We start from the raw sequence: 26104 nt of genomic DNA, 5'->3' as shown, positions 1-26104 counted from the left end.
GACAGGTGACGTACGGGTGGAGCGGCGGGCGCGACGGCCGGACACGCGGGGGGCCGTACATGACCCTCACGCCCGGGGGAACAGGCACAGTACGGTGTCGCGGCGTATTTCACCGTACGCGACCGGACCGACACCGACCAGGGTCCTGGGCGGCCGGGAACGGCCGTGCGAGGGCCCGGGCCGGTATGGTCGGCCAAGACGGAGGACGGAAGGCGGAGCGGTGATCTACAACGCGATGAAGCACTCCTTGGGTGCCTCGCTCAAGGTGGCGTTCCGGCCGTGGGTCGAGGGCATGGAGAACATCCCCGCCGAAGGCCCGGCGATCCTCGCGAGCAACCACCTCTCCTTCTCCGACTCCTTCTTCCTGCCCGCCGTCCTGGAACGCCGGGTGACGTTCATCGCGAAGGCCGAGTACTTCACCACGCCCGGGGTCAAGGGCAGGCTGACGGCAGCCTTCTTCAAGGGGGTCGGGCAGCTCCCCGTGGACCGCTCCGGCGGGCGCGGGGCCGGTGAGGCGGCGATCAGGAGCGGCATCGACGTCCTCGCGCGCGGCGAACTCTTCGGCATCTACCCCGAGGGCACCCGTTCCCCCGACGGCCGCCTCTACCGCGGCAAGCCCGGCGGCCTCGCCCGCGTCGCGCTCGGCAGCGGCGCCCCCGTCATCCCCGTCGCCATGATCGACACCGAGAAGATCCAGCCCCCCGGCAAGGCGGTGCCCAAACTCATGCGCCCCGGCATCCGCATCGGCAAGCCGCTCGACTTCAGCCGCTACGAGGGCATGGAGGGCGACCGCTTCATCCTGCGCGCCCTCACCGACGAGGTCATGTACGAGATCATGAGGCTCTCCGGGCAGGAGTACGTGGACATCTACGCGACCGCGGCGAAGCGCCAACTGGCGGAGGCGGCCAAGGCGAAGGCCGAGGCCGCGAAGGCGGCCTGAGCGCCTTCCCGCATAGGGTGCCCCTCGGGCCCTGTCCTGGGCCGGCCGAGGAATGGGGGACACGGCACATGGGCACGACCACGCACCGCCCCGCCCCGCCCGAAGCGGCGCGGCTCGTCGAGCGTCCCCTGTGGCAGGCCCTCACCGCCTACCGCCTCCTCACCGCCTGCTACGCCTTCGGTCTCTTCCTCGCCGAACGCGAGCACTTCGCCCGCCCCGCCGTCGCCTGGGCCTTCTACGCCGTCCTCCTGCCCTGGACGCTCCTGACCCTGCCCCGCGTGCGCGGCGACGCCCGCTGCACGCGCCCCTTCCTCGTCGCCGACCTCCTCATCGCCCTCACCGGCATCCTCCTGACGCCCCTCGCCGACGGCGCCGCGCGCGTCGCGAGCGGCGTCCCCACGCTGCCCTCCATATGGACGGCGGGCGCGGTACTCGCCTGGGCGCTCAAGGGCGGCTGGCGCCCGGCGGCCGCCACCTCCGTGCTCGTCGGCGTCGCGAACGTCGCGCAGCGCGGCGCGCCGAGCCGGAGCACCCTGCACAACGTGCTTCTCGTCTGCATCGCCGCCATCGCCATCGGCTACGTCGTCGAGGTCGCCCGCGCCTCCGAACGCACCCTCGCCCGCGCCCTGGAGATCGAATCGGCGACCCGCGAGCGCGAACGCCTCGCCCGCGACATCCACGACGGCGTGCTCCAGGTCCTCGCGATGGTGCAGCGGCGCGGCACCGCGCTCGGCGGCGAGGCGGCGGAGCTGGGCAGGCTCGCCGGGGAGCAGGAGACGGCCCTGCGCGCGCTCGTACGCGGCGGCCCCCCGCCCGCGGCCGCGCGCCCCGAGACCCCCGGCGCCCCGCTCGACCTCATGACGCTCCTCGCCCCGCTCGCGGGCGCCCGTACGAGCCTGGCCGGCCCCGGCACCCCCGTACCGCTGCCCGCGCACGCCGCCCGTGAGCTGAGCGCAGCCGTCGCCGCGGCGCTCGACAACGTCGCCCGGCACGCGGGCGAACAGGCGCGGGCCTGGCTGCTCGTCGAGGACGAGACGGACGCGGTGCTCGTGACGGTGCGGGACGACGGGCCCGGCATCCCCGAAGGGCGCCTCGCCGAGGCCGCCGAACAGGGCCGCCTCGGCGTCGCGCAGTCGATCAGGGGCCGCCTCGCCGACCTCGGCGGCAGCGCGGCGCTGTTCTCGGTTCCCGGCCAGGGCACGGAGGTCGAACTGCGCCTGCCGCGCCCCCGCGAGAAGACGGACGACAGGAAGGACAGCGCCCGATGAACGCGCCCGCACAGACCGCCCGGGTCATGGTCGTCGACGACCACCCGATGTGGCGGGACGCCGTCGCCAGGGACCTGGAGGCGGCCGGTTTCGAGATCGTCGCGACCGCGGGGGACGGCCCGCAGGCCGTACGGCGCGCGACCGCCGCGCGCCCCGACGTCCTCGTCCTGGACCTCAACCTGCCGGGGCTGCCCGGCGTCGAGGTCTGCAAGCGGCTCGTGAGGGAACGGCCTGGACTGCACGTCCTGGTGCTCTCGGCGTCCGGCGAGCACGCGGACGTGCTGGAGGCCGTGAAGTCCGGGGCCACGGGCTACCTCGTGAAGTCGGCGAGCACGGAGGAACTGATCGACGCGGTGCGCCGTACGGCCGTCGGCGACGCGGTCTTCACGCCCGGGCTCGCCGGTCTCGTCCTCGGCGAGTACCGCAGGCTCGCCGCCGAGCCCGCACCCGCCCGCGCCTCCTCCGGCACGCGTCCCGAGACGCCGCGGCTCACCGACCGCGAGACGGAGGTGCTGCGGCTCGTGGCGAAGGGGTTGAGCTACAAGCAGATCGCGGAGCGGCTCGTCATCTCGCACCGCACCGTGCAGAACCATGTGCAGAACACGCTGGGCAAGTTGCAGCTCCACAACCGCGTGGAGCTGGTGCGGTACGCGATCGAGCAGGGGCTGGACGACCCGGCCTGACGGCCCCCTGGGAACGCGCGCCCGGCACCGTGGCCCGACCGTCCGACGCAGGGAGCTGACGTGGAGATTCTCGCCTTCGGGGTGCAACCCGACGAACGACCCCTGCTGGAGGCCGCGTTCGCCGGGCACTTCGACGTGCGTTGCGTCGAGGTGTTCCTCACGCCCGACACGGCCGCCATCGCGCACGGGTACGAGGTCATCTCGACGAGCGTCAACGCCGACCTCGGGGCCGCCACGCTCCAGACCCTCGCCGTCGGCGGCACGCAGATGATCGCCCAGCGCTCCACCGGCTTCAACAACATCGACCTCGACGTCGCCGAACGCCTCGGCCTCACCGTCTACCGCGTCTCCACCTACTCCCCGTACTCCGTCGCCGAGTTCGCCTGGTCCCTCGCCCTGACGGTCAACCGGAACCTGGTCCGCGCGTCGACCCGTACCCGCGACTTCGACTTCCGACTCCAGGGCCTCATGGGCCGCGATCTCCACGGCCGCACCGCGGGCGTCATCGGGACCGGCAGGATCGGTGCCGCCTTCGCGACGATCGCGCGCGGATTCGGGATGCGGCTGCTCGGCTGGGACGTCCACGAGAACCCGGACTGCCTGGCCCTCGGCATGGAGTACGTGGACCGCGAACGTCTCCTGCGCGAGTCCGACCTCATCAGCCTCCATGTGCCGCTCCTGCCCACCACCGCGCACCTCATCGACGCGGCGGCCCTCCGCCTCATGAAGGACGACGCGCTCCTCGTCAACTCCAGCAGGGGCGGGCTCGTCGACACGGAGGCGCTCGTCGGCGAGCTGCGCAAGGGACGTTTCTCCGGGGTCGGGCTCGACGTGTACGAGGCGGAGAGCGGGCTGTTCTTCCTCGACAAGTCCCTGGAGGGCGTGGACGACGACGTGCTGGCCCGTCTCATGACGTTCCCGCACGTCATCGTCACCTCGCACCAGGCGTACTACACCGAGGAGGCCGTGGGGCAGATCATCGCCACGACCCTGGAGAACGTGCGGGACTGGGTGGCGGGGCGGCGCACACCGAACGTCATCGTGCCGCGCGCCCAGGCGCGGGGACCAGAATCCGGCTGACCAGCTCCCGCACCACAGTCACCCCGTCCAGGCTCAGCACGGACTCCGGGTGGAACTGCACCGAGGCGAAGCCCGGGCCGCGCAGCGCGTGCACCTCGCCGTTCGCGGTGTCGCGGCTCACCTCGATGCCGTGGGCCGCGAGTTCCGCCGCCGCCTCGTCGTCGCAGTGGGCGACGAAGCTGTTGTAGAAGCCGACCGTCTCGCGGCGCCCGAAGAGGTCGATCTCCGTCTGTGCGCCCTGGTGGGGGACCTCCTTGCGGACGATACGGAGGCCGAGGCGCTCCGCGAGCAGCTCGTGGCCCAGGCACACGCCGAGCACGCCGTGCCGGTGCCCGGCGAGCAGCGCGTCCGCGAGGGCGCCGAGGCGGCGCATCCGCGGGTCGTCGTGGTCGGCGGGGTCGCCGGGCCCGGGACCGAGCACGACCGGGCCCCGGTGGGCGAGCGCCGCCTCGCGCAGGCCCGGCTCGTCGTGCCGCCGTACGGTCACCTCGCAGCCCGTCGCGCGCAGCACGTGCGCGAGCATCGCCGTGAACGTGTCCTCGGCGTCGACGACGAGCACCCGCGCCCGCGGCTCCCCGCTCCGCGCCTCGCGCAGCCGCAGCCAGAACGGCGCGAGCCCCGCGCGGCGCCCGTCGAGCGCGGCCCGCACCCGCGGGTCGTCCGCGAGCCGGGCGGGCGCCGCCCCCGGCCGCCGCGCCGCCGCGTCCCGTACCCCGAGCGCCGTCAGCACCCCCGCGGCCTTCGCGTGCGTCTCGGCGACCTCGCCGTACGGCTCCGAGCCGCGCACGAGCGTCGCGCCGACGCCCACACGCAGCCGGCCCGCCGCGTCGATGTCGGCGGTACGGATCAGGATCGGCGAGTCGAGCGTCTGCGCGCCCGACGCGTCGCGCCCGATGAGCGCGAGGGCGCCCGCGTAGTAGCCGCGCCCGTCCGGCTCGTGGCGCGCGATGACCCGGCAGGCGTTCTGCACGGGGGAGCCCGTCACCGTCGCGGCGAACATCGTCTCGCGCAGCACCTCGCGCGCGTCCAGCGTCGAGCGCCCGCGCAACTCGTACTCGGTGTGCGCGAGGTGGGCCATCTCCTTGAGGCGGGGCCCGACGACGACCCCGCCGAGGTCGCCGACGGTCGCCATCATCTTCAGCTCCTCGTCGACGACCATCGACAGCTCCTCGGTCTCCTTCGCGTCCGCGAGGAAACGCAGCAGGCCCTCCGCGTCCGGGCCGCCCGCCGGATAGCGGTACGTGCCGCTGATCGGGTTCATGACGACCGTCCCGCCCGTCATCCGCACGTGCACCTCGGGGCTCGCGCCGACCAGCGTGCGCTCCCCGGTGTGCACGACGAAGGTCCAGTACGCGCCCCGCTCGCCCACGAGCAGCCGCCGGAACAGCGCGAGCGCGTCACGGCGGGCGAAGCCGGGGATCTCGGCCCGGTACGTACGGCGCACCACGAAGTTCGCGCCCTCGCCCGCGCCGATCTCGTCCCGCAGCACCCGCCCGACGGTCGCCGCGTACGCCGCGTCGTCCTGGTCGAAGCCGTGGTCGACGATCGCAGGGCGGTTCGCGGGAAGCAGCTCCCGCACCTCGTCGAGCGGCAGCCGGTGCGTCTCCTCGGCGACGAGCACCGCGAGCGGCGTCCCGTCCTCGCGCACCGTGAAGCCGCGCTCCCTGATCTGCCCGAACGGCACGAGAGCGAGGACCGGGTGCGCGGCGTCCTCGTCAGGGATGTCCGCGAGCCGTGCCACCTCGCGCACCTGTCCGAGCAGTACCTCGACGGTGTCCTGCGACTGCCCCGGTGTACGGCGCCGCAGCAGCGCGAAGGGCGGGGCCGAGGGCGAGGCGAGACGTGCGAGCACCTGGGCTGTGGTGGACATCGGGTTCCTTCCGGGGGAGGACGGGAGCCGCTGAGGGCCCGGCCCCGGAAACACCGAAGGCCGCCCTCGGGCGGCCTTCTCGCGACGTACGCGACAGAGATGGACCGCTAGGGAGCGGACCACCACCACATGGAAAGAGTCGCGAACATGAGGGGGAGGGTACCGGAAAAACGGCGCGCGTCCAGACGACGGAACCGTTGTCTCACACCTCGGCCGCCCCCGTCGGTCGCGCATAAGGACCCCGTATGGTGGCCCGTGTGACCGTGAACGCTGATATTGACGCCCTCGCCACCAAGGCGAGCTGGCGAGACCTGCCCGCGGCGCAGCAGCCTACGTACCCCGATGCCGAGGCCCTGCGCGAAGTCGTCGCGGACCTTGAGTCGTATCCCCCGCTCGTCTTCGCCGGCGAGTGCGACGAGCTGCGCACCCGGATGGGAGCCGTCGCCCGCGGCGAGGCGTTCCTCCTCCAGGGCGGCGACTGCGCCGAGTCCTTCGACGCCGTGACCGCCGAGCACATCCGCGCCAAGCTCAAGACGATCCTCCAGATGGGCGCCGTCCTCACCTACGCGGCCTCCGTGCCCGTCGTGAAGGTCGGCAGGATCGCGGGCCAGTACTCCAAGCCCCGCTCGAAGGACACCGAGACCCGCGACGGCGTGACGCTCCCCACCTACCGGGGCGACTCCGTCAACGGCTTCGACTTCACGGAGGCCGCCCGCGTCCCCGACCCGGACCGCCTGCGCCGCATGTACCACCACTCGGCCTCCACGCTGAACCTCGTGCGCGCCTTCACCACCGGCGGCTACGCGGACCTGCGCCAGGTGCACGCCTGGAACCAGGACTTCGTGCGCACCTCGGCCTCGGGCCAGCGCTACGAGCAGCTCGCCCGCGAGATCGACAACGCGCTGAACTTCATGCGGGCCTGCGGGACCGACCCGGAGGAGTTCCGCACCGTCGAGTTCTACTCCTCGCACGAGGCGCTGCTCATGGACTACGAGTCGGCGCTCACCCGCGTCGACTCGCGCACCGGGCGGCTCTACGACGTCTCGGCGCACATGGTGTGGATCGGTGAGCGCACCCGCCAGCTCGACGGCGCGCACATCGAGTTCGCCTCGAAGATCCGCAACCCCATCGGCGTCAAGCTCGGCCCGACGACGACCCCGGAGGAGGCGCTCCAGTACATCGAGCGCCTCGACCCCGAGCGCGAGCCGGGCCGCCTGACCTTCGTCGTGCGCATGGGCGCGGACAAGATCCGCGACAAGCTCCCGACGCTCGTCGAGAAGGTCACCGCCTCGGGCGCCACCGTCGCCTGGGTCACCGACCCCATGCACGGCAACACCTTCGAGGCGGCTTCGGGCCACAAGACCCGCCGCTTCGACGACGTGCTCGACGAGGTCAAGGGCTTCTTCGAGGTCCACAAGGAGCTGGGCACCCACCCGGGCGGCATCCACGTGGAGCTGACGGGCGACGACGTCACGGAGTGCGTGGGCGGCGGCGACGAGATCTTCGTCGACGACCTCCACCAGCGCTACGAGACCGCCTGCGACCCCCGCCTGAACCGCAGCCAGTCGCTCGACCTCGCCTTCCTCGTCGCGGAGATGTACCGCTCGCAGTGAGGTGACAGGACCGGCGGCCGCCGCCGGAACACGCGTGGGGCACGGATCGCCTGTGATCCGTGCCCCATCGGCGTATCCGGGGTTCCTCGCCGGGCTCCGGCAGGGTTAGGTTAGGTTTGCCTCAGCAGGGCGGGTGGGTAGGTCCCCCGACCAGGGAGGCACCCGGCCCGGACGGTCCGGCGGTTTTCGGCAGGAGGTGACCCGCGTGTACGTGTGCTCGTGCTTCGGCATCACGGAGGCGGACGTGCGCGCGCACGCGGAGAGCGGGGCCGTCACGCCCCGCAAGATCGCCTCCGCCTGCAAGGCGGGGACTGACTGCGGCGGGTGCGTCCGCCGCATCCAGGCCCTCCTCGGCCGCGGCGCCTGCCCGCGCAGGGAGGCCGCCGACCGCGACGAGCCGGTGTTCCTGCCCGTGCCGGACACGCGGACCGCCCCCGCACCGGCGCGGCTCCCCGTACCGCTCGCACAGGCTCCCGCGCCGCTGCCGCGGCTCCCGGCACAGGGCGCGCGCCTCGACGACGCCGCCTGAGTCCTCCGGGCCCGTACCCCGCCGCCTCAGTCGGTCGAGAAGCCGCTCGTGCCCGGGCCCGAGGGGTCCGGCTGCTCCTGCGAGATCACCGTCGACAGGTACAGCGGCTCGCCCATCTTCTCGATGAGGTCGAGCTGCGTCTCCAGGTAGTCGATGTGGTGCTCCTCGTCCGCGAGGATCGCCTCGAAGACGTTCGCCGACGTGATGTCGTTCTTGGCGCGCATCAGCTCGACCCCGCGCCGCAGCCGGTCGATCGCCTCGACCTCGATCTGCCGGTCGGCCCGGAACATCTCCGTCACCGTCTGCCCCACCGAGACGTGGAAGAGCCGCTGGTAGTTCGGCAGCCCGTCGAGGAGCAGGATGCGGTCGGTGAGGATCTCCGCGTGGCGCATCTCGTCGAAGGACTCGGCGCGCGTGTACTTCGCGAGCTTCGTCCACCCCTTGTGGTCCTGCAGCTTCGCGTGCAGGAAGTACTGGTTGATCGCCGTCAGCTCAGCCGTGAGCTGCTCGTTCAGGAATTCGATGACCTCGGGGTCGCCCTGCATCGTCCGGGCTCCTTCCAGGAGTACAACTAGGCGGCGGGTACGTCCGGTGGCCGACCGGCTACGGAACGCGCGCATCGTCGCATCACCGGTTCCGCAGCGTCCAGTAAGTGCACGCTTAGTCACGTCTGCCCCCGAAGCCACTCGGGTAACGCCCGCCCGTTCGGCGGCACCCCGTCCGGTCTGTCAGGATGGCCGCATGGGCCAGGCGGAGAGCGAGAGAAGCCGGGCGGAGGACGGAAGGGACGTCACGGCCTCCGCGGGCGGGCCCTCCCCCGAAGCGGCCCGGCTTCCCCCGGGGCAACGGCTCCAGCGCGGCTGGCCGGTCACCCACTACGGGCCCGTGCCGAAGTTCCGGCCCGAGCGGTGGGAGTTCCGCGTCTTCGGCGCGACGGCGGACGGCGACAAACGCGGCTGGAACCACGAGGACTTCACCGCGCTCGGCTGGACCACCGTCGAGGCCGACCTGCACTGCGTGACACGGTTCAGCATGATCGGTGCGGAGTGGGGCGGTGTCCCGGCCCGCGCGCTGCTCGACCTCGTACCGCCCTCGCCACAGGTCACGCACGTCATGGTGTGGGCCGAGTACGGCTACAGCGCCAACCTGCGGCTCGCCGACTTCGCCGCGCCGCGCACCGTCTTCGCCACCCACAAGGACGGCGAACCCCTCACCGCCGAGCACGGCTACCCGGTACGGCTCGTCGTCCCGCAGCTCTACGCCTGGAAGGGCCCCAAGTGGGTGCGCGGCGTCGAGTACATGACCGCCGACCGGCGCGGCTTCTGGGAGGAGCGGGGCTACCACAACATCGGCGACCCCTGGCGCGAGCAGCGGTACTCCTACCAGGAGGAGGCGGGGGACGGGCCGGGACTGTGAGCGCTCCGGCGGGTCACGGGCCGGGGTGGTGGGCCCTTCGGCGGTCACGGGCCGGGGAGGTGAGCCCTTCGGCCGTGCTCAGCCGCGCAGTTCCTTGAGGCGCGCCACGTCCGCGGCGTGTCCCGCCTCGCCGCCCGGCGTCTCGATGATCAGCGGGACGCCCGCCGTCGCGGGGTGGGCGCACAACTCGGCGAAGGCATCCGTGCCGATCGTGCCCGCGCCGATGTTCTCGTGCCGGTCCAGGTGCGAGCCGGCCGCCGCCTTCGAGTCGTTGGCGTGGATGAGCTTGAGCCGTCCCTCGCCCACCTCGTCCACGAGCAGGTCCAGCGTCTGCTTCGCGCCGCCGGGCGCGCTCAGGTCGTGTCCCGCCGCGTGCACATGGCACGTGTCGAGGCACACGCCGAGTTTCGGGTGCGCGTCGAGCGCCGCCAGGTACGGGCCCAGGTCCCCCGTCCGCGCGCACAGCGAGGCGCCCTGCCCCGCCGTCGGCTCCAGGAGCAGGTCCGGGTCGTCCGGGTGGTCCAGCTCGTCGAGCAGCGGCAGCATCCGCTCCCGTACCTGCGCGAGCGCGACCTCGCGCGTGCGGCCCCCGGTCGCCGAGCCGGTGTGCACGACGACACCGCGCGCGCCGATCGCGCGCGCCCTGCGCAGCGAGTGCCGCAGGGAGGCCACCGACTTCTCGACGGTGGCCTCGGTGTGGGAGCCGAAGTTGATGAGGTACGGGGCGTGCACGTACGCGCCGAGGCCCTCGGCCGCGCAGCGCGTGCGGAACTCCTCGTCCTGCGCCCGGTCCCCCGGGCCCGTGGCCCAGCCGCGCGGATTGGCGACGAAGACCTGCACGGCCTCGGCGCCGAGGGCGCGTGCGTACGGGAGGCCGGTCCTCGCGAGGCCCCCGGCGACGGGGACGTGCGCGCCGACGGGGTGACGGGTGTGGGTGTTCACCCGTCCAGGGTGACATGCCCTACGGGAGCACAGGCGGCGAGGCCGCGGTCCCCTCGCCGATGTCGATCTGCGCGTAGCCGGGGTCGGGCGCCGGGGTGGGGGAGCCCTCGGGGGACGCGTCCCGGGGGAACCCGTCCGGCGGTCCGCTCCTCGGCTTCGCCTCCTCGATCGTCCAGTCGGCCGGTGCCTCGAACGAGCACGCGGGGCCGGGATCGGCCGCGGCGCAGGGATCGGCGTCGACGGGCCGGACGGCGGTGTGCCCCGTACGTCCCTCGCTCGCCGGGCCGCCGTCCGACGACGCGCAGGCGGTCGCGGTGACCCCCGCGCCCAGGACGAGTACGGCACTCGCGGCGACAGTACGCAGACGCATGGTTCCCCCCACACGAAACGGCCTCTCCTGTGGAGGCCGAGAGGAAGAGTCTGCCCTGTGGAGCGCGGGTGCGGAGAACGGCTTTCGTGAAGAAACCGTTCAGGTGTGCGGGCGCGGTCGCGCAGGGGCACCGGCCCGCCGCCCGTCCCGGCCCGCCGCCCGTCCCGGCCCGCCGCCCGTCCCGGACCGCATCCCGCCGCGGACCGTCGGCGCACCGGGATCGCCACCGCCCCGGATCGCCACCGCCCCGGATCGCCACCGCCCCGCAGCGTCAGCGCACGCGGAGCGTCACCGTGCTCCCGCGCGGTGCCGTGTCCCCGCCGCTCACCGACTGGTCCCACACGGTGTGCCCGAGGAACCAGCGGGACACCTTCACCTTGAACCCGGCCTCCTCCAGGAGCCCCTTCGCCTCGTCCTCCTGCTTGCCCTCCACGTCGGGGACCTCCACGAGGTCGGGCCCCTTGGAGAGCGTCAGCGTCACCGTGTCGCCCGCCGCGAGCCGCTTGCCCGGTGCGGGGGACTGCTTCGCGACCGCGCCCTCGTCGGCCTCCGAGGAGAAGACCCGCTCCGCCGCGACCTTCACGTCGAGCCCCTTGTCGGACAGCTCCTCGCGCGCCTCCGCCTCGTCCTTGCCGCTCACATCGGGTACGTCCACGGGCGCGCCCCTGCTCACGGTGATCCGCACGGCCGAACCGGCCTTCACGCTCTCGCCCGCCTGCGGCTCGGTGCCGATCACGGCGCCCTGGCTGACGTCCTGGTCGAAGCGCCGCGTGACCAGGCCGGGGTCGAGCCCGCGCCCGCGCAGTGCCGCGCGCGCCTCGGCGAGGGTCTTGCCCGTGAGCCGGGGCACGTCGACCGTACGGGGCCCGAGCGAGACGGTCAGGGTCACTTCGCCGTGGTCGCGGATGCGCGCGCCGGGGGCCGGGTCCGTGCCGAGCACGGTGCCGCGCGGCTCGGTCGCGCTGTAGCGGCCCTTGACGTCCTTGACCCGCAGCCCCGCCTTGTCGAGCCGCCCCTTCGCCTCCCGCTCGCTCTTCGCGAGCACGCGCGGGACCTCCGTGAACTGCCCCGCGTTGACGTACCAGACGCCCGCGCCCCCGCACAGCACGACGACGGCGACGACGACGGCCGACCACAGCCTGCGCCGGGGCCGTCCCACGCCCCCGGAGGTCTTCGGCGGGAGCGGCGAAGGGAGCACGCTCGTGTGCCGCACGTCCCCGGCCGCCGCGCCGGGGCGGGGCAGCGTCAGCGCGCGCGGCAGCACGCTCGTACGGTCCTCGGCGTTGTCGTGCCCGCCCGCGCGCGCCGCCGGGGGCTCCGCGTCGAGCGCCGCCTGATCGAGGTGCGCCGTCGTGTCCCGTACGGCGGCGAGCAGCGCCACCGCGTCGCGCGGGCGGCCCTCGGGAGCGCGCGCCGTGGCGGCGGCGACGAGCGCGTCGAAGGCCGGGTCGAGCCCGGGGAAGAAGCCCGAAGGGGCCGGGACATCGGTGTTCAGGTGCTGGTAGAGGACCTGCGCGGGCGTGTCCCCGAGGTGCGGCTTGCCGCCGGTCAGCATCTCGAAGAGCACGATGCCGCACGCGTACACGTCGGCGCGCTCGTCGACCGCCGCGTCACTGATCTGCTCGGGGGCGAGGTAGGAGACGGTGCCGAGGACGGCGCCCGTCGTCTGCGAGGCCGTGCCCACGCCCCGTACGAGACCGAAGTCGGCGACCTTGACGCGGCCGTCGTCCCCTATCAGGACGTTCTCCGGCTTCATGTCGCGGTGCACGAGGCCCGCGCGGTGCGCGGCGCCGAGCCCGGCGAGCACGGGCTCCAGGATGTCGAGCGCGGCGCGCGGGCTCAGCGCCCCGCGCTCGCGCAGCACGTCGCGCAGCGTGCAGCCCGGCACGTACTCCATCGCGAGGTACACGCAGGCGCCGTCCGCGTTCTGGTCGAAGACGCTCACCACGTTCGGGTGGTCGAGCCGCGCCACCGACTTCGCCTCGCGGATGAACCGCTCGACGAACACCGCGTCCGTCGCGAGTCCCGGGTGCATGACCTTGAGCGCGACCACCCGGTCCAGGCGCAGGTCGACCGCGCGATGCACGGTCGACATGCCCCCTGCCGCGATGAGCGCGTCCACGCGGTACCGCCCGTCGAGGACCTTCCCGACGAGCGAGGCATTCTGATCGGCCGGCCTTGTGTCCACGCGGCGAGTCTACGGGGCCGCGCGGGGCCCTCCGGGGCGGCCGTGTCACGCGGTGTCAGCGGCGGGTGGCACTGTGGACCCGGTCACCGGGCGCTGTCGCCCGCCCTCCACGTGGCCGGACGGAAGGAACTGGAATGAGCTGGGACGTGCTGGTGCTGCGGCCGCCCGACGGGTGCGCCGCGCTGGAGGAACTGCCCCAGGACGCCACGGGGCTTCCCCTCGGGCCGCGCGCCGACGTGCTCACCGCGCTCGCCGGAGCCGTCCCCGACGCGGACCTCTCCGACCCCGCGTGGGGGGTGCTCGAAGGCCCCGGCTGGTCCATCGAGCTGAACATCGGCTCCGATGAGCCTGTCGGCACCGTCATGCTCCACGTGCGCGGCGGCGGGGACGACGTGCTCCCCGTCGTCCTGCGCATCGCCGACGCGCTCGGGGCGCGCGCCCTTGACACGGGGGACGGGACGCTCATGGGGCCGGGGGACACGACGGGGTGGCACGCCTTCCAGGAGTACAGGGACCACCTGACGGGGGCGGCGCGCGGCGGGAGGTGAGGCGGTACGGGCCCGGGGCGGCCCCTCGCCGCCTGCCGCCCCCGCCCCGTCACGCCCCCGTCACGCGCCTCGGAACGCCGGGCGTTCGGGGTCCAGGTCCGCGCGGCCCTCCTCGGGCGAGGAGGGCTCGGCGAAGTGGCGGCGCGGGATGCGGCCCGCGCGGTGGGCGAGGCGCCCCGCCTCCGCCGCGTGCCGCATCCCGCGCGCCATCAGCTCCGGCTCCCGCGCCCGCGTCACGGCCGAGGCGAGCATCACCGCCTCGCAGCCCAGCTCCATCGCGAGCGCCACGTCCGAGGCCGTGCCCGCGCCCGCGTCGAGGATCACGGGGACCCGCGCCCGCTCCGTGATGAGCTGGAAGTTGTGCGGATTGCGGATGCCGAGCCCGGAACCGATCGGAGAGCCGAGCGGCATCACGGCGGCGCAGCCCACGTCCTCCAGCTTCCGCGCCAGCACGGGGTCGTCGTTCGTGTACGGGAGCACAGTGAACCCGTCGTCGACGAGGACCTCGGCCGCGTCCAGCAGCTCCACGGGATCGGGCAGGAGCGTGCGCTCGTCCGCGACGACCTCCAGCTTCACGAGATCCGTGCCGAGCGCCTCGCGCGCGAGCCGCGCCGTGAGCACCGCCTCGCCCGCCGTGTGACAGCCCGCCGTGTTCGGCAGCACGCGGATGCCGAGCCGGTCGAGCACCGAGAGCACCGAACCCTGCGTGCCCGGGTCCAGGCGGCGCATCGCGACCGTCGTCAGCTCCGTGCCCGAGGCGGTCAGCGCGCGCTCCAGGACGTCGAGGCTCGGGGCACCGCCCGTGCCCATGATCAGACGCGAGCCGTACGTGGTGCCGCCGAGAACGAAGGGATCGTCGCCCATGAATCCTCAGCCTCCCTGCACAGCGGTCAGGATCTCGACGCGGTCCCCCGCCACCAGCACGGTCCCCGGCCAGTCGCCGCGCGGCACGACCGTCTCGTTGACGGCCGCGGCCACGCCCGTACGGGCCCGGCTCAGCCCGGCGACGAGCGCGTCGAGCGTCGTGCCGGGGGCGACGGCGCGCTCGGCGCCGTTGACTCTCACGGTCAGGTCGAGGTTCACAGCACGGGCTCCGGGGTTCTCACGAATCGCTGGGGGGTGAAGGGGCGCGCGGCATCCGGCAGCGCGTCGTGGGTCAGGGCGTACGCCATGACAGCGCCCGTCTCGGGGGCGAGCAGGACGCCATTGCGGCCGTGCCCGGTCGCGAGGAGCAGTCCGGGGAGCGCGGTGGGGCCGAGGAGCGGGGCGTTGTCGGGCGAGGCCGGGCGCAGCCCGGCGCGGGTCTCGGTGAGCGCGAGTTCGGTGATACCGGGGAGGAGTTCGTGCGCGTCGCGCAGCAGGGCGTACACGCCGCCCGCCGTGACCGTCGTGTCCCTGCCCCGCTCCTCGCTCGTCGCGCCGACCACGAGTTCACCGTTCTCGCGCGGCACGAGGTAGAGGCTCCCGCCCCGTACGACCGCGCGCACCGTGCGCCGCAGGAAGCCCGCGTACGCGCCGTCCATCCGCAGCCTCAGCACCTGCCCCTTCACGGGCCGTACGGGCACGGCGACTTCGGGCGGCACACCCGCCAGGTCCGTGCTGAAACATCCGGCGGCGAGCACCGTGCGCGCCGCTTCCACGCGCCCGCCGTTCGCGAGCACGACCCCGCGCGCCCGGCCGGCCTCCACCACGAGCCGCGCCGCCCTCGTTCGCAGGAACTCCACCCCGGCGCGTGCGCAGGCGAGCAGCAGCGCCGCCACGACGCGGCGCGGATCGACCTGGTGATCGCCCTCGACGCGCAGCCCGCCCCGTATCCCGGGCGCGAGCATCGGCTCCAGGCGGCGGCACTCACGCCCCGTCAGCCACTGCGAGTCGAGTCCGCGGCGGGTGTGCAGGGCGTGCAGCTCGCGCAGTTCGGCGCGGTCGTCGGTGTCCAGCGCGACGGCGAGCGTCCCGCAGGCGCGGTACCCGAGATCACGGCCGCTCGCCTCGCTCAGCTCGGCGGCGAACTCCGGCCACCGCAGCGCCGACGCGAGACCGAGCGCGAGCAACGCCTCCTCACCGTGGTGCGGTTCGGTGACAGCGGCGAGCATCCCCGCGGCCACGAGCGCGGCCCCGCCCCCCGGCTCGGGATCGACCACGCTCACCCGCGCCCCGCCGAGCGCGGCCCGCCACGCCGTCACGAGCCCGACGATCCCGCCCCCGACCACGACGACATCGGAACCACTGGCCACAAAGCCCCCTCCCTTCGCCGGAATGACCCGGATCAGGTTCATACGGTCGGAGGCCGCAGCCCCCCTCTCAGCCCGGTCCGCCCGGACTCCCGCGGTGTGCGCGGGACAGCCTAACGAGGAGGCGCCAAGCACAGAAGACGGGGGCGGGCCGCCGGGCACGCGCGCCGCCGAGCGCAAGTCCCCGTCCCAAGAATCCGATTGCGCCCCCGCTGTCCCAAGTGGCCGATACAATCACCGTCTTCACCCGGACTCCTCCGTGTGTTCACATCGCGACGCGCGCGGCGGGGAGAGGGGGGACCTCGTGCCGGGTGGGGGTGAAGGCGTGGAGGGCCGCGTGCAGCACATGATCAAGGGAGCCAACGTCGGTCTGGGGGAACTCACCGACGGGGAGACGGGAACGGTCATCGCCGGCCTCGGCTGGGAGAGTCCCGACGGCGAGGGGGACGCGGACGTCTCGGTCCTGCTGCTCGGCGCGGACGGCAAGGTGCGCGGCGACACGGACCTGTACTTCTACAACAACCCCAGCGCCGTCGACGGCAGCGTCCAGCTGCTCGGCAAGACCCCGGTGGGGGAGGGGAGCGAGGACAGGATCAGCTGCGACCTCACGGCCGTCCCCGCGGACGTGACGACCGTGCTCATCGCCGCCAGCCGGTACGGGGAACTGCGCTTCGACGAACTCCACGGGGTACGCCTGACACTGAGCGACGGCGGCGGCGACCCCCTGCTCAGCTACCCGGTGGAGGACCCGGGCCCGGTCAGCGCGCTGATCTTCGGCGAGCTGTACCGCCGCGCCGGGACCTGGAAGTTCCGTGCGGTCGGGCAGGGCTACGAGGGCGGCTTCGCCGCGCTGGTCACCGACCACGGCGTCGACATCGACGACGACGCCGCCGCGGAGACGGCAGCCGCCGCACCGGAACCCGAGCACTCCGGCGGGGAACGGACGGACACCGCCACCACGGACGCCACGGACACCGCCACCACGGACGCCACGGACGCCACGGCCGAGGCGCCCGCGCCCGTGCACCCGCCGCGCGCCGAGACCGCGCCCCCGACCGCGCCCGCACCCGTCCCCGCCCCGCGCGCCGCCGAGGAAGGCCCGGCGCGCCCGGCACGCCCGGCCCGGCCCCGTACCGCCAAGAAGAAGATCACCCGAGCCGCCGTACCCGTGAAGTCCCTCGCCGAGAGCGAGTCCTGGCGCGGCGCGCGCCTCTTCCCCGCGTCCGCGCTCAAGAGCGACGGGGACCGGGAGACACGGGCCACGTCCGTGCTGCTCGCCGTCATGGCGCAGGTGCCGGAGTTCGGGCGGCGGCTCACCGCCGGCTTCGGCGCGCCCGCGGGACGGATGGAGACCTTCACGGAGGTGTCGCTGCCGCACGGCGACTCACCGCGCCGTCCCGACGGAGTGATCCGCGTGGAACGCGCGGGCAAACTGTGGACCGCTCTCGTCGAGACCAAGACCAACGGCAACTCGCTGCGCGCCGAACAGGTCCAGGCGTACGCGGACATCGCGAGCCGGCGCGGTTACGAGGCGGTCGTCACGCTCTCCAACGACGTGGCCCTTGAGGGCAGTCCGCTCGTCGACGTGCGGGTCGACAAGCGGCGCAGGAACAAGGTCGCGCTCTGGCACCTGTCCTGGGCCGAGGTCGCGCACCAGGCCCAGATGCTCATCCGGCACGAAGGAGTGCGCGACGCCGCCCACGCCTGGCTGCTCGAAGAACTGCTCCACTACCTGCGCCACGACAACTCCGGCTGCCACGGCTTCCAGAACATGGGCCCCGCCTGGGTGCCCGTACGGGACGGCATCCAGGACGAGACGCTGTGCGAGGGCGATCCGCGTGCCCTGGAGGCGGTGGAGAGCTGGGAGCGACTCATGCGGCAGGTCTCCCTCGGGCTCGGCGGGGAGCTGGGGCAGCGGGTCATGCCGGTGCAGCGCGCCCGGCGCGGGACCGACGCCGCCGGGCGGCGCACCGAGATGGCCGCCGCGCTGTGCCGGGAGGGACGGCTCACCGCCGAACTGCGCATCGACGGAACGGCGGGGGCGCTGGGCGTCACCGTGGACCTGCGGACCGCGAAGATCCGTACGTCCTTCGACATCGCGGCGCCCGCACAGGGGTACCCGCTCGCCTGGGCCAAGCGGCTCGTGCGGGACCTCGCCGAGGCACCGGCCGACCTGCACGTCGAGACCCTGACCGAGGGCGAGAGCAGCGGGCCGCGCGGCACCCTGGAGCGGCTGCGGTACGAGCCGGGCGAGCTGCTGCCCAAGGGCGGGGAGCGCATCACGGGTTTCCGGCTGTCGCTCTTCAAGGGCATGGGCACACGGCGCGGCAACAGCGAGTCGGGCTTCATCCGCAGCGTCGACGACGCCGTCAGCCGCTTCCACGGCGTGATCGTGGGTCCGCTCGACCGGCTGTACGGGAAGCGGCGCACCGGGGCCAGGCGACCGGTGGCCGTCTGAGCGCCCGGCCCGGCCCGGCACGCTGACGGCTGTGCCGGGCCGCGTACGGCAGGAGTGCCGCCATCCCCGACCACCTCCGCCGTACGGCCCAGGGCGCTGGTTCCTTCGCCCTCGGTCCTTGGTCCCGCATCGCCTGGCGGGGCCTGGTGTGGGCGGGATCTCGTACGGGCGGGGGCTCGGGGGAGGCGGGGAGCGGCCTAGAGTTGCGGGCGTGAGCGGAGATCAGGAGCAGCGGGGCCGGGTCGTTGTCGTCGGCGCCGGGATGGCCGGGGTGCAGACCGTCGTGGCGCTGCGCGAGGAGGGCTACGGGGGCGAGATCGTGCTCATCGGCGAGGAGACGCACGCCCCGTACGACCGTCCCCCGCTCTCCAAGGCCGTACTGCTCGGCAGCGCCGAGACCTCCGCCTTCGACGTCGACTTCGGCGCGCTCGGCGCCGTACCGCGACTCGGGGTGCGCGCGACCGGACTGCGCGCCGCCGCGCACGAGATCGACACGAGCGAGGGCCCGCTCGGCTACGACCACCTCGTACTCGCGACAGGCGCCGCGCCGGTACGGCTCCCCGGCACCGCCCAGCACCCGCACGTCCACCTCCTGCACACCCTCGACGACGTGCGCGCCCTGCGCGAGGTCCTCGCGCGCCGCGCCGAGGTCGCCGTCGTGGGCGCGGGCTGGATCGGCGCCGAGTTCACGACGGCGGCGCGCGAGGCGGGCTGCCCCGTGACCGTCCTGGAGGCCACCGCGCACCCGCTCAGCGGCGCCCTGCCCGCCGAGGTCGCGGAGCCGATGGCGAAGTGGTACGCCGAAGCGGGCGCCCGGCTCCGTACCGGCGCCCGTGTCGCCGCCGTCGAGGACGCGGCCGTCGTCCTGGAGGGCGGCGCGCGCGTACCGGCCGACGCCGTCCTCGTGGGCATCGGCGCCCGCCCCGTCACCGGGTGGCTCGAAGGCTCCGGCATCGACCTCGCCGCGGACGGCTCGGTCCGTACCGACGCCTGGCTGCGCACCTCGCTGCCGGACGTCCACGCGGTCGGCGACTGCGCCTCCTTCCCCTCGCCGCGGTACGGACGGCGCCTCCTCGTGCACCACTGGGACAACGCCCTCCAGGGCCCGCACACCCTCGCCCGCGTCCTCACGGGCGAGGAGGCCGCGCCGTACGACCCCGTGCCCTATTTCTGGTCCGAGCAGTTCGGGCGCTTCGTGCAGTACGCGGGCGACCACGCGGGCGCGAGCCGCCTCGTGCGGCGCGGTTCCCCCGACGGCGCGGCCTGGTCCGTGTGCTGGCTGGGCGAGGACGGGCGGCTCGCCGCCGTCCTCGCGGTCGGCCGCCCGCGCGACCTCGCCCAGGGGCGCAAGCTCATCGCCTCGGGCGCCGTGCTCGATCCCGTACTCCTCGCGGACGCGGCGCGGCCCCTGAAGGCGGCCGCGCGCTGAGCGTCTCCCGGGGCCGCCCCCCCCGGGCGTTCCCGCAGGGCGTTCCCCCGAGCCGTTTCCCCCGGTGGGGACCCTCCCGCTACCGCCGTGCCGCCCGGGATGGCACGCTTGTCCCGTGACCCAGATTGATGCCAAGACCGAAGCGCTCGTCCCCGAGTGGCTCAGCCTCCCCGACATCGCCGAACGGCTCGACGTCGAGGTGACCCGGGTGCGCCAGCTGGTGAAGGAGGGCCAGCTCGTCGCCGTGCGCCGGGGCGAGAACAACGCCCTCTACGTGCCCGCCCTCTTCCTCGACGGCAACCGCATCGTGCGCGGACTGAGCGGGCTGCTGACCCTGCTGCGCGACGACGGCTTCGACGAGGTGGAGATCCTTGAGTGGATGTTCACCCCCGACCCGACCCTGCCCGGCACCCCTGCCCAGGCCATGAGCGAGAACCGTGGCACGGAGGTGAAGCGCCGCGCCCAGGCCCTGGCGGTCTGAGCCGGGCTCCCGGACCACCGTGACCCCACCCCTGCGCGAGTAGCATGATCACCAGGTCATACGAACATGATCACCAGGTCATGCGAACAGGGGTGGGGCATGCCGACCGAAACGCCGCGCGACACGCGCACCGCGCTCGCCGAGAGCCGCCTCTACCTCTGCACCGACGCCCGCAAGCGGCAGAACGACCTCCCCGCCTTCCTCGACGCCGTCCTCTCCGGCGGCGTCGACATCGTCCAGCTGCGGGACAAGAGCCTGGAGGCGGCCGAGGAGCTGGAACTGCTCCAGGTCCTCGCCGACGCCTGCCGCCGCCACGGCAAGCTCCTCGCCGTGAACGACCGCGCCGACGTGGCCCACGCCGCCCGCGCCGACGTCCTCCACCTGGGCCAGGGCGACCTCCCCGTCCCCGCGGCGCGCGCCCTGCTCGGGCCCGACGTGCTCATCGGGCGCTCGACGCACAGCGAGGCGGAGGCCGCGGCCGCCGCGACGCAGGACGGCGTCGACTACTTCTGCACGGGCCCCTGCTGGCCCACCCCCACCAAGCCGGGCCGCCCCGCGCCGGGACTGCCCCTCGTGCGGTACGCCGCCTCGCTCGGCACCGCCCGCCCGTGGTTCGCGATCGGCGGCATCGACGCGGCCCGCATCGACGAGGTCATCGACGCGGGCGCGCGCCGCGTCGTCGTCGTACGGGCCCTGACCGAGGCCGAGGACCCCGAGCACGCGGCGCGCGACCTCGCCCGCAGGCTGCGCGAGGTGCCGCTGCCGCGGGAGACGCGCGCGCCCGCGCCACCGGCACCGTCCACACCTGTCCACCACGTGGACAAGAAGTCCGCGTAACGGGCATAACGCCCGGCTTCGCGCCGCTGACCGGCGGCTACTGGCTACCCTGCCCGTATGGCCTCCGGCACCGCATCCACCTGGACCTCCGACCACCCGACCGTGGCGGAGGTGCTCGCGAGCGGCAAACCGTCCTACTCCTTCGAGTTCTGGGCGCCGAAGACCCCGAAGGGCGAGCGCAACCTGTGGAACGCGCTGCGCCGCGTCGAGGCCGTCGCGCCGAGCTTCGTCTCGGTGACGTACGGCGCGGGCGGCAGCACCCGTACCGGCACCGTCCGCGCCACGCAGGCGATCGCCGAGAACACCACGCTCGTCCCGGTCGCCCACCTCACCGCCGTCGAGCACTCGGTCGCCGAGCTGCGCCACATGATCGGGCAGTACGCGGACGGCGGCGTACGGAACATCCTCGCCGTGCGCGGCGACCCGCCCGGCGACCCGCTGGGGGAGTGGGTCCCGCGCGCGGACGGGCTGACGTATGCCGTCGAACTCGTCCGGCTCATCAAGGAATCGGGAAATTTCTGCGTGGGTGTCGCGGCCTTCCCCGAGATGCATCCGCGCTCCGAGAACTGGGACTCCGACGTCCGTCATTTCGCCGACAAGTGCCGTGCGGGGGCGGATTACGCGATCACGCAAATGTTCTTCGATCCGGCCTCCTACCTGCGCCTGCGCGACCGGCTCGCCGCCGCGGGGTGCGAGACCCCGGTGATTCCCGAGGTCATGCCGGTGACGAGCGTGCGCCAGCTGGAACGGCTCGCCACGCTCAGCACCGCGCACTTCCCCGGAACACTGAAAGAACGCATGCTCGCGGCGAAGGACGACCCGGCGGCGGTACGCTCCTTGGGAATCGAGTTCGCCACAGAGTTCTGCGCGCGACTGCTGGCCGAGGGTGTCCCGGGGCTGCACTTCATCACGCTCAACAACTCCACGGCGACACTGGAGATCCACGAGAATCTGGGCCTGCCCCACCACAGGCCCTGATCCGACGGACCCCGGCCCCGATGCCGGGGCGAGAGGGGCGTACATGGGCTGGGCGGTCCTCTATTTCGCTTTCGCCGTAGTGGCGTTGTGGCTCCTCGGGGAGGTACTGCTCCAGTACAAGGCGCGGCTGCGCTGGCGGCTGCTCGCCTTCGCCGGGTTCCTCGGCGTCGTGCTGGGCGTGCTCATGGCCTCGGTCTTCGTGATCGTGCTCGGCGCGCTCGCCTTCGCGGCCGGGCAGACTCTCGTCACGCTCTCCTTCCGGCGCGGCTTCGCGGCCGGCTGGGCGCTCAAGGGCAAGGCGGGGGAGAAGCTCGGCGCGCTCGGCGAGCGGGTGCGCGGCGAGCGCGAGCGGGGTCCCTCCCTGGAGGTCTCCGACCTGCGTGACGAGGGCGACGAGGAAGCGGCGCCCGCGCGCGAGGCGGGCGAGACGCCGGAGGCCGCGACCACGGCGGTCTTCGACGCGGTCAACGTCGCCGAGGGCAGGGGGGTGTTGAGCGAGCCGGCCACCGCGGAGGCGGAGACCTCCTGGCAGACCCCGGTCGCCGACCACAGCCCCGGCTACCAGTCCGGCTACGACCCGTACACCGCCCACGGCTACGCCGCCGAGGCGGCACCCGCCGGGTGGGACCAGCAGCAGCCGGTGTACGGGACGGGGACGTACGACCCGGGTGCGGGCGCCGCCGGGTACGGCACGGGCGCGTACGACGCGGGTGCGGGCGCGGGTGCGTACGGGACGGGAGCCGGTGCGTACGACACGGGGACCGGTACGTACGACACCGCGTCCTTCGCGCACGCCTCCCCCTTCGGTGGCGCGCTGCCGCAGCAGCCGCAGGACCCGAGCGGGACGTGGGCGGGACTCGTGCAGGGCGATGCCACGGGCACGTGGGGCACGACGACGGACGGCTGGGGGCAGCAGTACGCGCCGCAGCAGCCGTACGCCGCGCCCCAGGCGCCCCAGGAGCAGTACCCGCAGCCCTACGCGGACCCGTACGCGGCCCCCTACGGCGACCCGTACGCGACGGGCGGTTACGGCTACCCCGTGCAGGAAGCGGCCCCGCAGGAGACGCCGCCCGGCGGGGTGTGGGTGCCGAGGCAGCGGGGCGAGGAGCAGCAGGACGGAGCGTGGCCCGCTGGCTCGTACGAGGGGAGCGAGGGGTACGGGTACCGGGGCTGAGCGCACCGCCACCCCTCCCGAGGGGTACGGGTACCGGGGCTGAGCGCACCGCCACCCCTCCCCAGAGCTTCCGGGAAAACTGCTCACGCTTTCGGGTGAGACGGTGTGCGGGTTTCCCTGAGTTATCCACAGATTCGGGTGGATGGCGGTGGCGGGTGGGTGGGGGGTTGGGGGAGGATGGTATTGGGGTCGCCCCCCGGGCGGGAGGGGGCTGTCCACGCGCCCCCGGGGCGGGGCGCCTGGCTGTCGGCTCGCGCCCGCCGGGCCGGACCAGCCTGGACGGGCTGTCGGCTCGCGCCCGCCGGGCCGGTCCGGGCAGTCCCCCTGGCGTTCAAGCCCCCTGCGCCTCCCCACGTCGAGACCCCGGGGCAAGCCCCCGCCCTACCCCCCGCGTCGAGACCCGACCGAAGCCCTCCACGTCGAGACCCCGGCCCAAGCCCTCGCGTCAAGCCCCCCCGCCCCCGCCCCACCCCCAAGCCCCCTCACGTCGACCCCGTGAACCCCGCCCCCTCCACGATCAGCCCTGCCACCAGCGCGCCCGACATCCCCGCGTGCGGCAACCCGCCGCCCGGGTGGGACCAGCCGCCGACCGCGTAAAGGCCGGGCAGCGCCGTCGAGTTGGCCGGGTAGAGCCAGTGGCCCCCGCCCGCGGCGAGTGCCGGGGCCGGGACCGCGCCGCCCGGTGCGCCCGTCGCCGCCTCGGCCGTCGCGGGGGTCAGCGTCTCGTGCCACAGCAGGCGCGCGCGCAGCTCCGGTACGACGGTGGCACCGACCCGTTCGATCAGCTCCGCCACGTACGCCTCCGGCACCTCGGCGCCCGCCGGGACCGTCACCGTCAGGGTCACCGCCTCGTGCCCCGCGCCGGGGACCCGCTCGGCGTCGCCGGGGCGCAGCACTGTCACGGTCGGCCGGTCCGGCAGCCTCCCTGCCGCGAGCGCCCTGCGCTCCTCCGCCGCGTCGGGGCTGTGCAGCACCGTGCGCACGACGGTCCCCGCCGGGCGCTCCCCGCGCAGCGCGAGCAGGACGAGCAGGCGCGCCGCTCCCTCCGTACGGGCGGGCACACCGCCCGCCGGCCACGGCGCCGTACCGCCGAGCAGTCGCGCGAGCACCGCGGGCGCCACTCCCGCCACGACGTGCTCCGCTTCTACGAGCGAGCCGTCCGCGCGTTCGACACCGGCCGCGCGCCCGTCCTTCTCGACGATCCGCGTCACCTCCGAGCCGAACACGAACTCCACGCGCCGCTCGACGCACCGCGCGTGCACCGCGTCGGCGAGCGCGCGCAGCCCGCCGCGTACCGCCCACACCCCGAAGGTGTGCTCCACGAACGGCAGCACCGCCGCGCTCGCGGGCACCCGCTCCGCGTCGAGCCCGGCCGCGAGCGCGTAACTCTCCAGGAGCGTCCGCAGCCGCGGCTCGCGCAGCTCCAGTTCACCCACGTCGGCGAGCGTCTTCGCGCGCCGCTCGCGGCGCAGCGGCCTGCGCACGGGGAGCGCCGGGTACGGCTCGCGCGCGGCGAGCACCTGCCAGTTGGGCCACTGCGTCTCCTCCAGGAGCGGGCGGCGGGTACGGTCCCACGCCTCGCGCGCCCTGCCGAGGAAGTCCGTCCACCGCGCGCCCGTGCCTGCCCCGAGCGCCGCGTCGAGCGCTTGCGCGACGCCGCCCCGCGAGGCGTTCGGCAGCGCGAACTCCGTGCCGTCCGCGAAGACGTGGCGCGCCGCCGGGTCCACCTGCTCCAGGATGATCCGGTCCTCCAGCGCGGCGCGCCCGGTCTTCACGAACAGGTCCCTGTACACGGCGGGGAGCGTCAGGAGCGCGGGCCCCGTGTCGAAGCGGAAGCCGTCCCGCTCGTACGCGCCGAGCGCGCCCCCGTACGTCGCGCCGCGCTCGTGCACCACCACCTGATGCCCCGCTGTCGCGAGCCGCGCCGCCGCCGACATGGCGCCGAGCCCCGCGCCGATCACCACAATCCGTGCCATGTCAGCGACTTTATCCGCCCCTCACACATGCCCCGCGCCCGCTCCCGCGTCCCCCGCTCCGGGCCGGGTGGGTTCCCCGCCCCAGCCCCTGAGTACCCCTACTCAGGGGCCCGCTTGAGTACGCCGACGGATAGGCCCTGACCAGCGCGGACGGCACAGTGGTGGACGGATCGGGGGCCCTTCGCACCGGTACCGCCGACACGGGGCGGCGGAACCGGCGAGGGCCCCTTGGGGCGGCACGCACCTCACCCGCGGTGAGGGGCGGGCCGCCGTTCCGTCGTACGGGCCGCCGGTTCGTCCTCCGGGCGGGCGCGCCGCTGTTCCGTCCTACGGGCCCCGCTCCAGCCGCCCCGGGTGCGGGTCCCCTGCCTTCGCCGTACGGGCCCCGGCCACCGGCCTCCGCCCGCCCAGTCCCCGCCCCGCTCGTCACGCCAGCCGGCCCGCCACCCGTCCCTGCAACAGCAGCGACAGCGCCCCGTGCACCTCGTCGAGCGAGCGCCCCGGCTGGAAGGCCTGCCAGTCGAGCGCGGCGACGAGGACCATGCCGACGAGCGCGGCCGCCGTGAGCGGTACGTCGATCTCCTCGCTCAGCTCCCCGGCGGCGACCCCCTCCGTGAGCGCCTGTTCGACGACGGCCACGACCTCCTGCCGTACCACGCCGAGCGTGGCCTGCCAGGCGCGATTCGTGCGCCACAGCTCCGCCACGTACAGCTGCGTGAACGCCGGGTAGCGGTCGATGAAGGCGAGGCCCGCGCGGATCATCGCGTCCAGCGCGGCGACCGAGCCGCCGCCCTCGGCGCTCGTCCGCTCCGCCGCCTCGCGCAGCGCGGCGGTGAGCAGCCCCACGCCGTGCCGCAGCAGCGCCTCGAAGAGCCCCGCCTTGCTCTGGAAGTTGTAGTAAACGGTGCCCTTGGCGACCCCGGCGCGCTCCGCGATCTCGTCGACGGTGGTCGAGGAGAAACCCTGCTCGGCGATGAGCGTGACGGCCGCCTCGTAGAGCTTCTGCCGCGTCGCCTGCCGCCGGTCGCCGCCGGTGCCCGTGCCCGTACCGGTGCCGGTGCTGCTGCTGTCCATGCCCCTGATTCTCACAGGC

24 protein-coding genes and 1 riboswitch are annotated in these 26104 nt (G+C 74.1%); of the genes, 14 read left to right on the top strand and 10 right to left on the bottom strand.

Going from position 1 to position 26104, the window contains the following annotated elements:
- Positions 1–220: 220 nt before the first annotated feature.
- The 4 genes from ACQYWQ_RS06595 (at position 221) to ACQYWQ_RS06580 (ending at position 3971) form a co-directional block, all read left to right on the top strand.
- The gene (locus ACQYWQ_RS06595) at positions 221–940 is read left to right on the top strand and encodes a lysophospholipid acyltransferase family protein (protein ID WP_431032963.1); all 720 of its coding nucleotides are present in this window, start codon (positions 221–223) and stop codon (positions 938–940) included.
- Between the two features lie 68 nt (positions 941–1008).
- Positions 1009–2208, top strand: a complete 1200-nt coding sequence (gene macS / locus ACQYWQ_RS06590) for a MacS family sensor histidine kinase (protein WP_431032962.1) — start codon at positions 1009–1011, stop codon at positions 2206–2208.
- A complete protein-coding gene (locus ACQYWQ_RS06585; RefSeq protein ID WP_431032961.1) occupies positions 2205–2891 on the top strand; it encodes a response regulator in 687 nt (228 codons plus the stop codon). The genes macS and ACQYWQ_RS06585 overlap by 4 nt, the downstream gene beginning before the upstream one ends.
- A 60-nt stretch (positions 2892–2951) precedes the next feature.
- Positions 2952–3971, top strand: a complete 1020-nt coding sequence (locus ACQYWQ_RS06580; RefSeq protein ID WP_431032960.1) for a 2-hydroxyacid dehydrogenase — start codon at positions 2952–2954, stop codon at positions 3969–3971.
- Here ACQYWQ_RS06580 and ACQYWQ_RS06575 read toward each other — a convergent pair.
- Positions 3928–5841 (bottom strand): anthranilate synthase family protein, encoded by a 1914-nt coding sequence (locus ACQYWQ_RS06575; protein WP_431032959.1) that lies wholly within the window; start codon positions 5839–5841, stop codon positions 3928–3930. The two genes, ACQYWQ_RS06580 and ACQYWQ_RS06575, sit on opposite strands and share 44 nt — an antisense overlap.
- A gap of 245 nt (positions 5842–6086) precedes the next feature.
- On the opposite strand from ACQYWQ_RS06575, the gene ACQYWQ_RS06570 reads away from it, so the two are divergent.
- Complete coding sequence (locus tag ACQYWQ_RS06570; protein WP_431032958.1) at positions 6087–7454, top strand: class II 3-deoxy-7-phosphoheptulonate synthase; 1368 nt, start codon at positions 6087–6089, stop codon at positions 7452–7454.
- 205 nt (positions 7455–7659) lie between these two features.
- On the top strand, positions 7660–7983 hold the full coding sequence (locus ACQYWQ_RS06565) for a (2Fe-2S)-binding protein (protein ID WP_431032957.1): 324 nt from the start codon (positions 7660–7662) through the stop codon (positions 7981–7983).
- 26 nt (positions 7984–8009) lie between these two features.
- Here the strand turns inward: ACQYWQ_RS06565 and bfr are convergent, their stop codons facing one another.
- Positions 8010–8528 carry a bacterioferritin gene (gene bfr, locus ACQYWQ_RS06560; RefSeq protein ID WP_431032956.1) on the bottom strand — a complete coding sequence of 173 codons (519 nt, stop codon included), beginning with the start codon at positions 8526–8528 and terminating at the stop codon, positions 8010–8012.
- A 196-nt stretch (positions 8529–8724) separates the two neighbouring features.
- On the opposite strand from bfr, the gene ACQYWQ_RS06555 reads away from it, so the two are divergent.
- A complete protein-coding gene (locus ACQYWQ_RS06555) occupies positions 8725–9399 on the top strand; it encodes a sulfite oxidase-like oxidoreductase (protein WP_431032955.1) in 675 nt (224 codons plus the stop codon).
- A gap of 78 nt (positions 9400–9477) precedes the next feature.
- On the opposite strand, the gene ACQYWQ_RS06550 is transcribed toward ACQYWQ_RS06555, so the two are convergent.
- The 3 genes from ACQYWQ_RS06550 to pknB all read right to left on the bottom strand — a co-directional run bounded on the left by ACQYWQ_RS06550 (position 9478) and on the right by pknB (position 12899).
- Positions 9478–10341 (bottom strand): deoxyribonuclease IV, encoded by an 864-nt coding sequence (locus tag ACQYWQ_RS06550; protein WP_431032954.1) that lies wholly within the window; start codon positions 10339–10341, stop codon positions 9478–9480.
- Positions 10342–10360: 19 nt separating this feature from the next.
- Positions 10361–10711 carry a hypothetical protein gene (locus ACQYWQ_RS06545; protein WP_431032953.1) on the bottom strand — a complete coding sequence of 117 codons (351 nt, stop codon included), beginning with the start codon at positions 10709–10711 and terminating at the stop codon, positions 10361–10363.
- A 271-nt stretch (positions 10712–10982) separates the two neighbouring features.
- Positions 10983–12899, bottom strand: a complete 1917-nt coding sequence (gene pknB, locus ACQYWQ_RS06540; RefSeq protein WP_431032952.1) for a Stk1 family PASTA domain-containing Ser/Thr kinase — start codon at positions 12897–12899, stop codon at positions 10983–10985.
- Positions 12900–13033: 134 nt separating this feature from the next.
- Between pknB and ACQYWQ_RS06535 the strand changes: the two genes are divergently transcribed.
- A complete protein-coding gene (locus ACQYWQ_RS06535; protein ID WP_431032950.1) occupies positions 13034–13447 on the top strand; it encodes a hypothetical protein in 414 nt (137 codons plus the stop codon).
- Positions 13448–13507: 60 nt separating this feature from the next.
- Here ACQYWQ_RS06535 and ACQYWQ_RS06530 read toward each other — a convergent pair whose 3' ends face one another.
- From ACQYWQ_RS06530 to thiO, 3 genes are read right to left on the bottom strand one after another with little or no spacing between them, the layout of a single operon-like run.
- On the bottom strand, positions 13508–14311 hold the full coding sequence (locus ACQYWQ_RS06530; RefSeq protein ID WP_431032949.1) for a thiazole synthase: 804 nt from the start codon (positions 14309–14311) through the stop codon (positions 13508–13510).
- 6 nt (positions 14312–14317) lie between these two features.
- The gene (gene thiS / locus ACQYWQ_RS06525) at positions 14318–14530 is read right to left on the bottom strand and encodes a sulfur carrier protein ThiS (protein WP_431032948.1); all 213 of its coding nucleotides are present in this window, start codon (positions 14528–14530) and stop codon (positions 14318–14320) included.
- Complete coding sequence (gene thiO, locus ACQYWQ_RS06520) at positions 14527–15657, bottom strand: glycine oxidase ThiO (protein WP_431039082.1); 1131 nt, start codon at positions 15655–15657, stop codon at positions 14527–14529. The genes thiS and thiO overlap by 4 nt, the downstream gene beginning before the upstream one ends.
- A 16-nt stretch (positions 15658–15673) precedes the next feature.
- Positions 15674–15784, bottom strand: a riboswitch (TPP riboswitch).
- A gap of 240 nt (positions 15785–16024) precedes the next feature.
- Between thiO and ACQYWQ_RS06515 the strand changes: the two genes are divergently transcribed.
- The 6 genes from ACQYWQ_RS06515 to ACQYWQ_RS06490 all read left to right on the top strand — a co-directional run bounded on the left by ACQYWQ_RS06515 (position 16025) and on the right by ACQYWQ_RS06490 (position 23035).
- Positions 16025–18136 carry a TerD family protein gene (locus tag ACQYWQ_RS06515; protein ID WP_431039081.1) on the top strand — a complete coding sequence of 704 codons (2112 nt, stop codon included), beginning with the start codon at positions 16025–16027 and terminating at the stop codon, positions 18134–18136.
- 211 nt (positions 18137–18347) lie between these two features.
- Positions 18348–19565, top strand: coding sequence for an NAD(P)/FAD-dependent oxidoreductase (locus tag ACQYWQ_RS06510; RefSeq protein WP_431032947.1), 1218 nt, complete (start codon positions 18348–18350; stop codon positions 19563–19565).
- 115 nt (positions 19566–19680) lie between these two features.
- A complete protein-coding gene (locus ACQYWQ_RS06505) occupies positions 19681–20046 on the top strand; it encodes an Rv2175c family DNA-binding protein (RefSeq protein WP_431032946.1) in 366 nt (121 codons plus the stop codon).
- Between the two features lie 99 nt (positions 20047–20145).
- Positions 20146–20883, top strand: a complete 738-nt coding sequence (gene thiE, locus ACQYWQ_RS06500; RefSeq protein WP_431032945.1) for a thiamine phosphate synthase — start codon at positions 20146–20148, stop codon at positions 20881–20883.
- Positions 20884–20940: 57 nt separating this feature from the next.
- Positions 20941–21861, top strand: coding sequence for a methylenetetrahydrofolate reductase [NAD(P)H] (gene metF / locus ACQYWQ_RS06495; protein WP_431032944.1), 921 nt, complete (start codon positions 20941–20943; stop codon positions 21859–21861).
- 43 nt (positions 21862–21904) lie between these two features.
- Positions 21905–23035, top strand: coding sequence for a hypothetical protein (locus tag ACQYWQ_RS06490; RefSeq protein ID WP_431032943.1), 1131 nt, complete (start codon positions 21905–21907; stop codon positions 23033–23035).
- 482 nt (positions 23036–23517) lie between these two features.
- Here the strand turns inward: ACQYWQ_RS06490 and ACQYWQ_RS06485 are convergent, their stop codons facing one another.
- Both ACQYWQ_RS06485 and ACQYWQ_RS06480 read right to left on the bottom strand, forming a co-directional pair.
- Entirely contained in the window at positions 23518–25011 is a 1494-nt protein-coding gene (locus ACQYWQ_RS06485) for a phytoene desaturase family protein (protein WP_431032941.1), read from the bottom strand.
- Between the two features lie 426 nt (positions 25012–25437).
- Positions 25438–26085 (bottom strand): TetR/AcrR family transcriptional regulator, encoded by a 648-nt coding sequence (locus ACQYWQ_RS06480; protein ID WP_431032939.1) that lies wholly within the window; start codon positions 26083–26085, stop codon positions 25438–25440.
- Positions 26086–26104: the final 19 nt, after the last annotated feature.

Source organism: Streptomyces sp. P6-2-1 (assembly GCF_050613165.1).
Classification (GTDB): domain Bacteria; phylum Actinomycetota; class Actinomycetes; order Streptomycetales; family Streptomycetaceae; genus Streptomyces.
This window is presented reverse-complemented; position numbering and strand designations above follow the sequence as displayed.

What these genes read in the sequence shown, in the direction of transcription:
- metF (WP_431032944.1), top strand. Translation starts at nt 20,941, where the DNA reads ATGGCCTCCGGCACCGCATCCACCTGGACCTCCGACCACCCGACCGTG.
- bfr (WP_431032956.1), bottom strand. Translation starts at nt 8,528, where the DNA reads ATGCAGGGCGACCCCGAGGTCATCGAATTCCTGAACGAGCAGCTCACG.
- ACQYWQ_RS06545 (WP_431032953.1), bottom strand. Translation starts at nt 10,711, where the DNA reads ATGCGTCTGCGTACTGTCGCCGCGAGTGCCGTACTCGTCCTGGGCGCG.
- ACQYWQ_RS06515 (WP_431039081.1), top strand. Translation starts at nt 16,025, where the DNA reads ATGATCAAGGGAGCCAACGTCGGTCTGGGGGAACTCACCGACGGGGAG.
- ACQYWQ_RS06585 (WP_431032961.1), top strand. Translation starts at nt 2,205, where the DNA reads ATGAACGCGCCCGCACAGACCGCCCGGGTCATGGTCGTCGACGACCAC.
- ACQYWQ_RS06490 (WP_431032943.1), top strand. Translation starts at nt 21,905, where the DNA reads ATGGGCTGGGCGGTCCTCTATTTCGCTTTCGCCGTAGTGGCGTTGTGG.
- ACQYWQ_RS06485 (WP_431032941.1), bottom strand. Translation starts at nt 25,011, where the DNA reads ATGGCACGGATTGTGGTGATCGGCGCGGGGCTCGGCGCCATGTCGGCG.
- ACQYWQ_RS06555 (WP_431032955.1), top strand. Translation starts at nt 8,725, where the DNA reads ATGGGCCAGGCGGAGAGCGAGAGAAGCCGGGCGGAGGACGGAAGGGAC.
- ACQYWQ_RS06530 (WP_431032949.1), bottom strand. Translation starts at nt 14,311, where the DNA reads ATGGGCGACGATCCCTTCGTTCTCGGCGGCACCACGTACGGCTCGCGT.
- ACQYWQ_RS06480 (WP_431032939.1), bottom strand. Translation starts at nt 26,085, where the DNA reads ATGGACAGCAGCAGCACCGGCACCGGTACGGGCACGGGCACCGGCGGC.
- ACQYWQ_RS06535 (WP_431032950.1), top strand. Translation starts at nt 13,034, where the DNA reads ATGAGCTGGGACGTGCTGGTGCTGCGGCCGCCCGACGGGTGCGCCGCG.
- ACQYWQ_RS06575 (WP_431032959.1), bottom strand. Translation starts at nt 5,841, where the DNA reads ATGTCCACCACAGCCCAGGTGCTCGCACGTCTCGCCTCGCCCTCGGCC.
- ACQYWQ_RS06570 (WP_431032958.1), top strand. Translation starts at nt 6,087, where the DNA reads ATGGTGGCCCGTGTGACCGTGAACGCTGATATTGACGCCCTCGCCACC.
- macS (WP_431032962.1), top strand. Translation starts at nt 1,009, where the DNA reads ATGGGCACGACCACGCACCGCCCCGCCCCGCCCGAAGCGGCGCGGCTC.
- thiE (WP_431032945.1), top strand. Translation starts at nt 20,146, where the DNA reads ATGCCGACCGAAACGCCGCGCGACACGCGCACCGCGCTCGCCGAGAGC.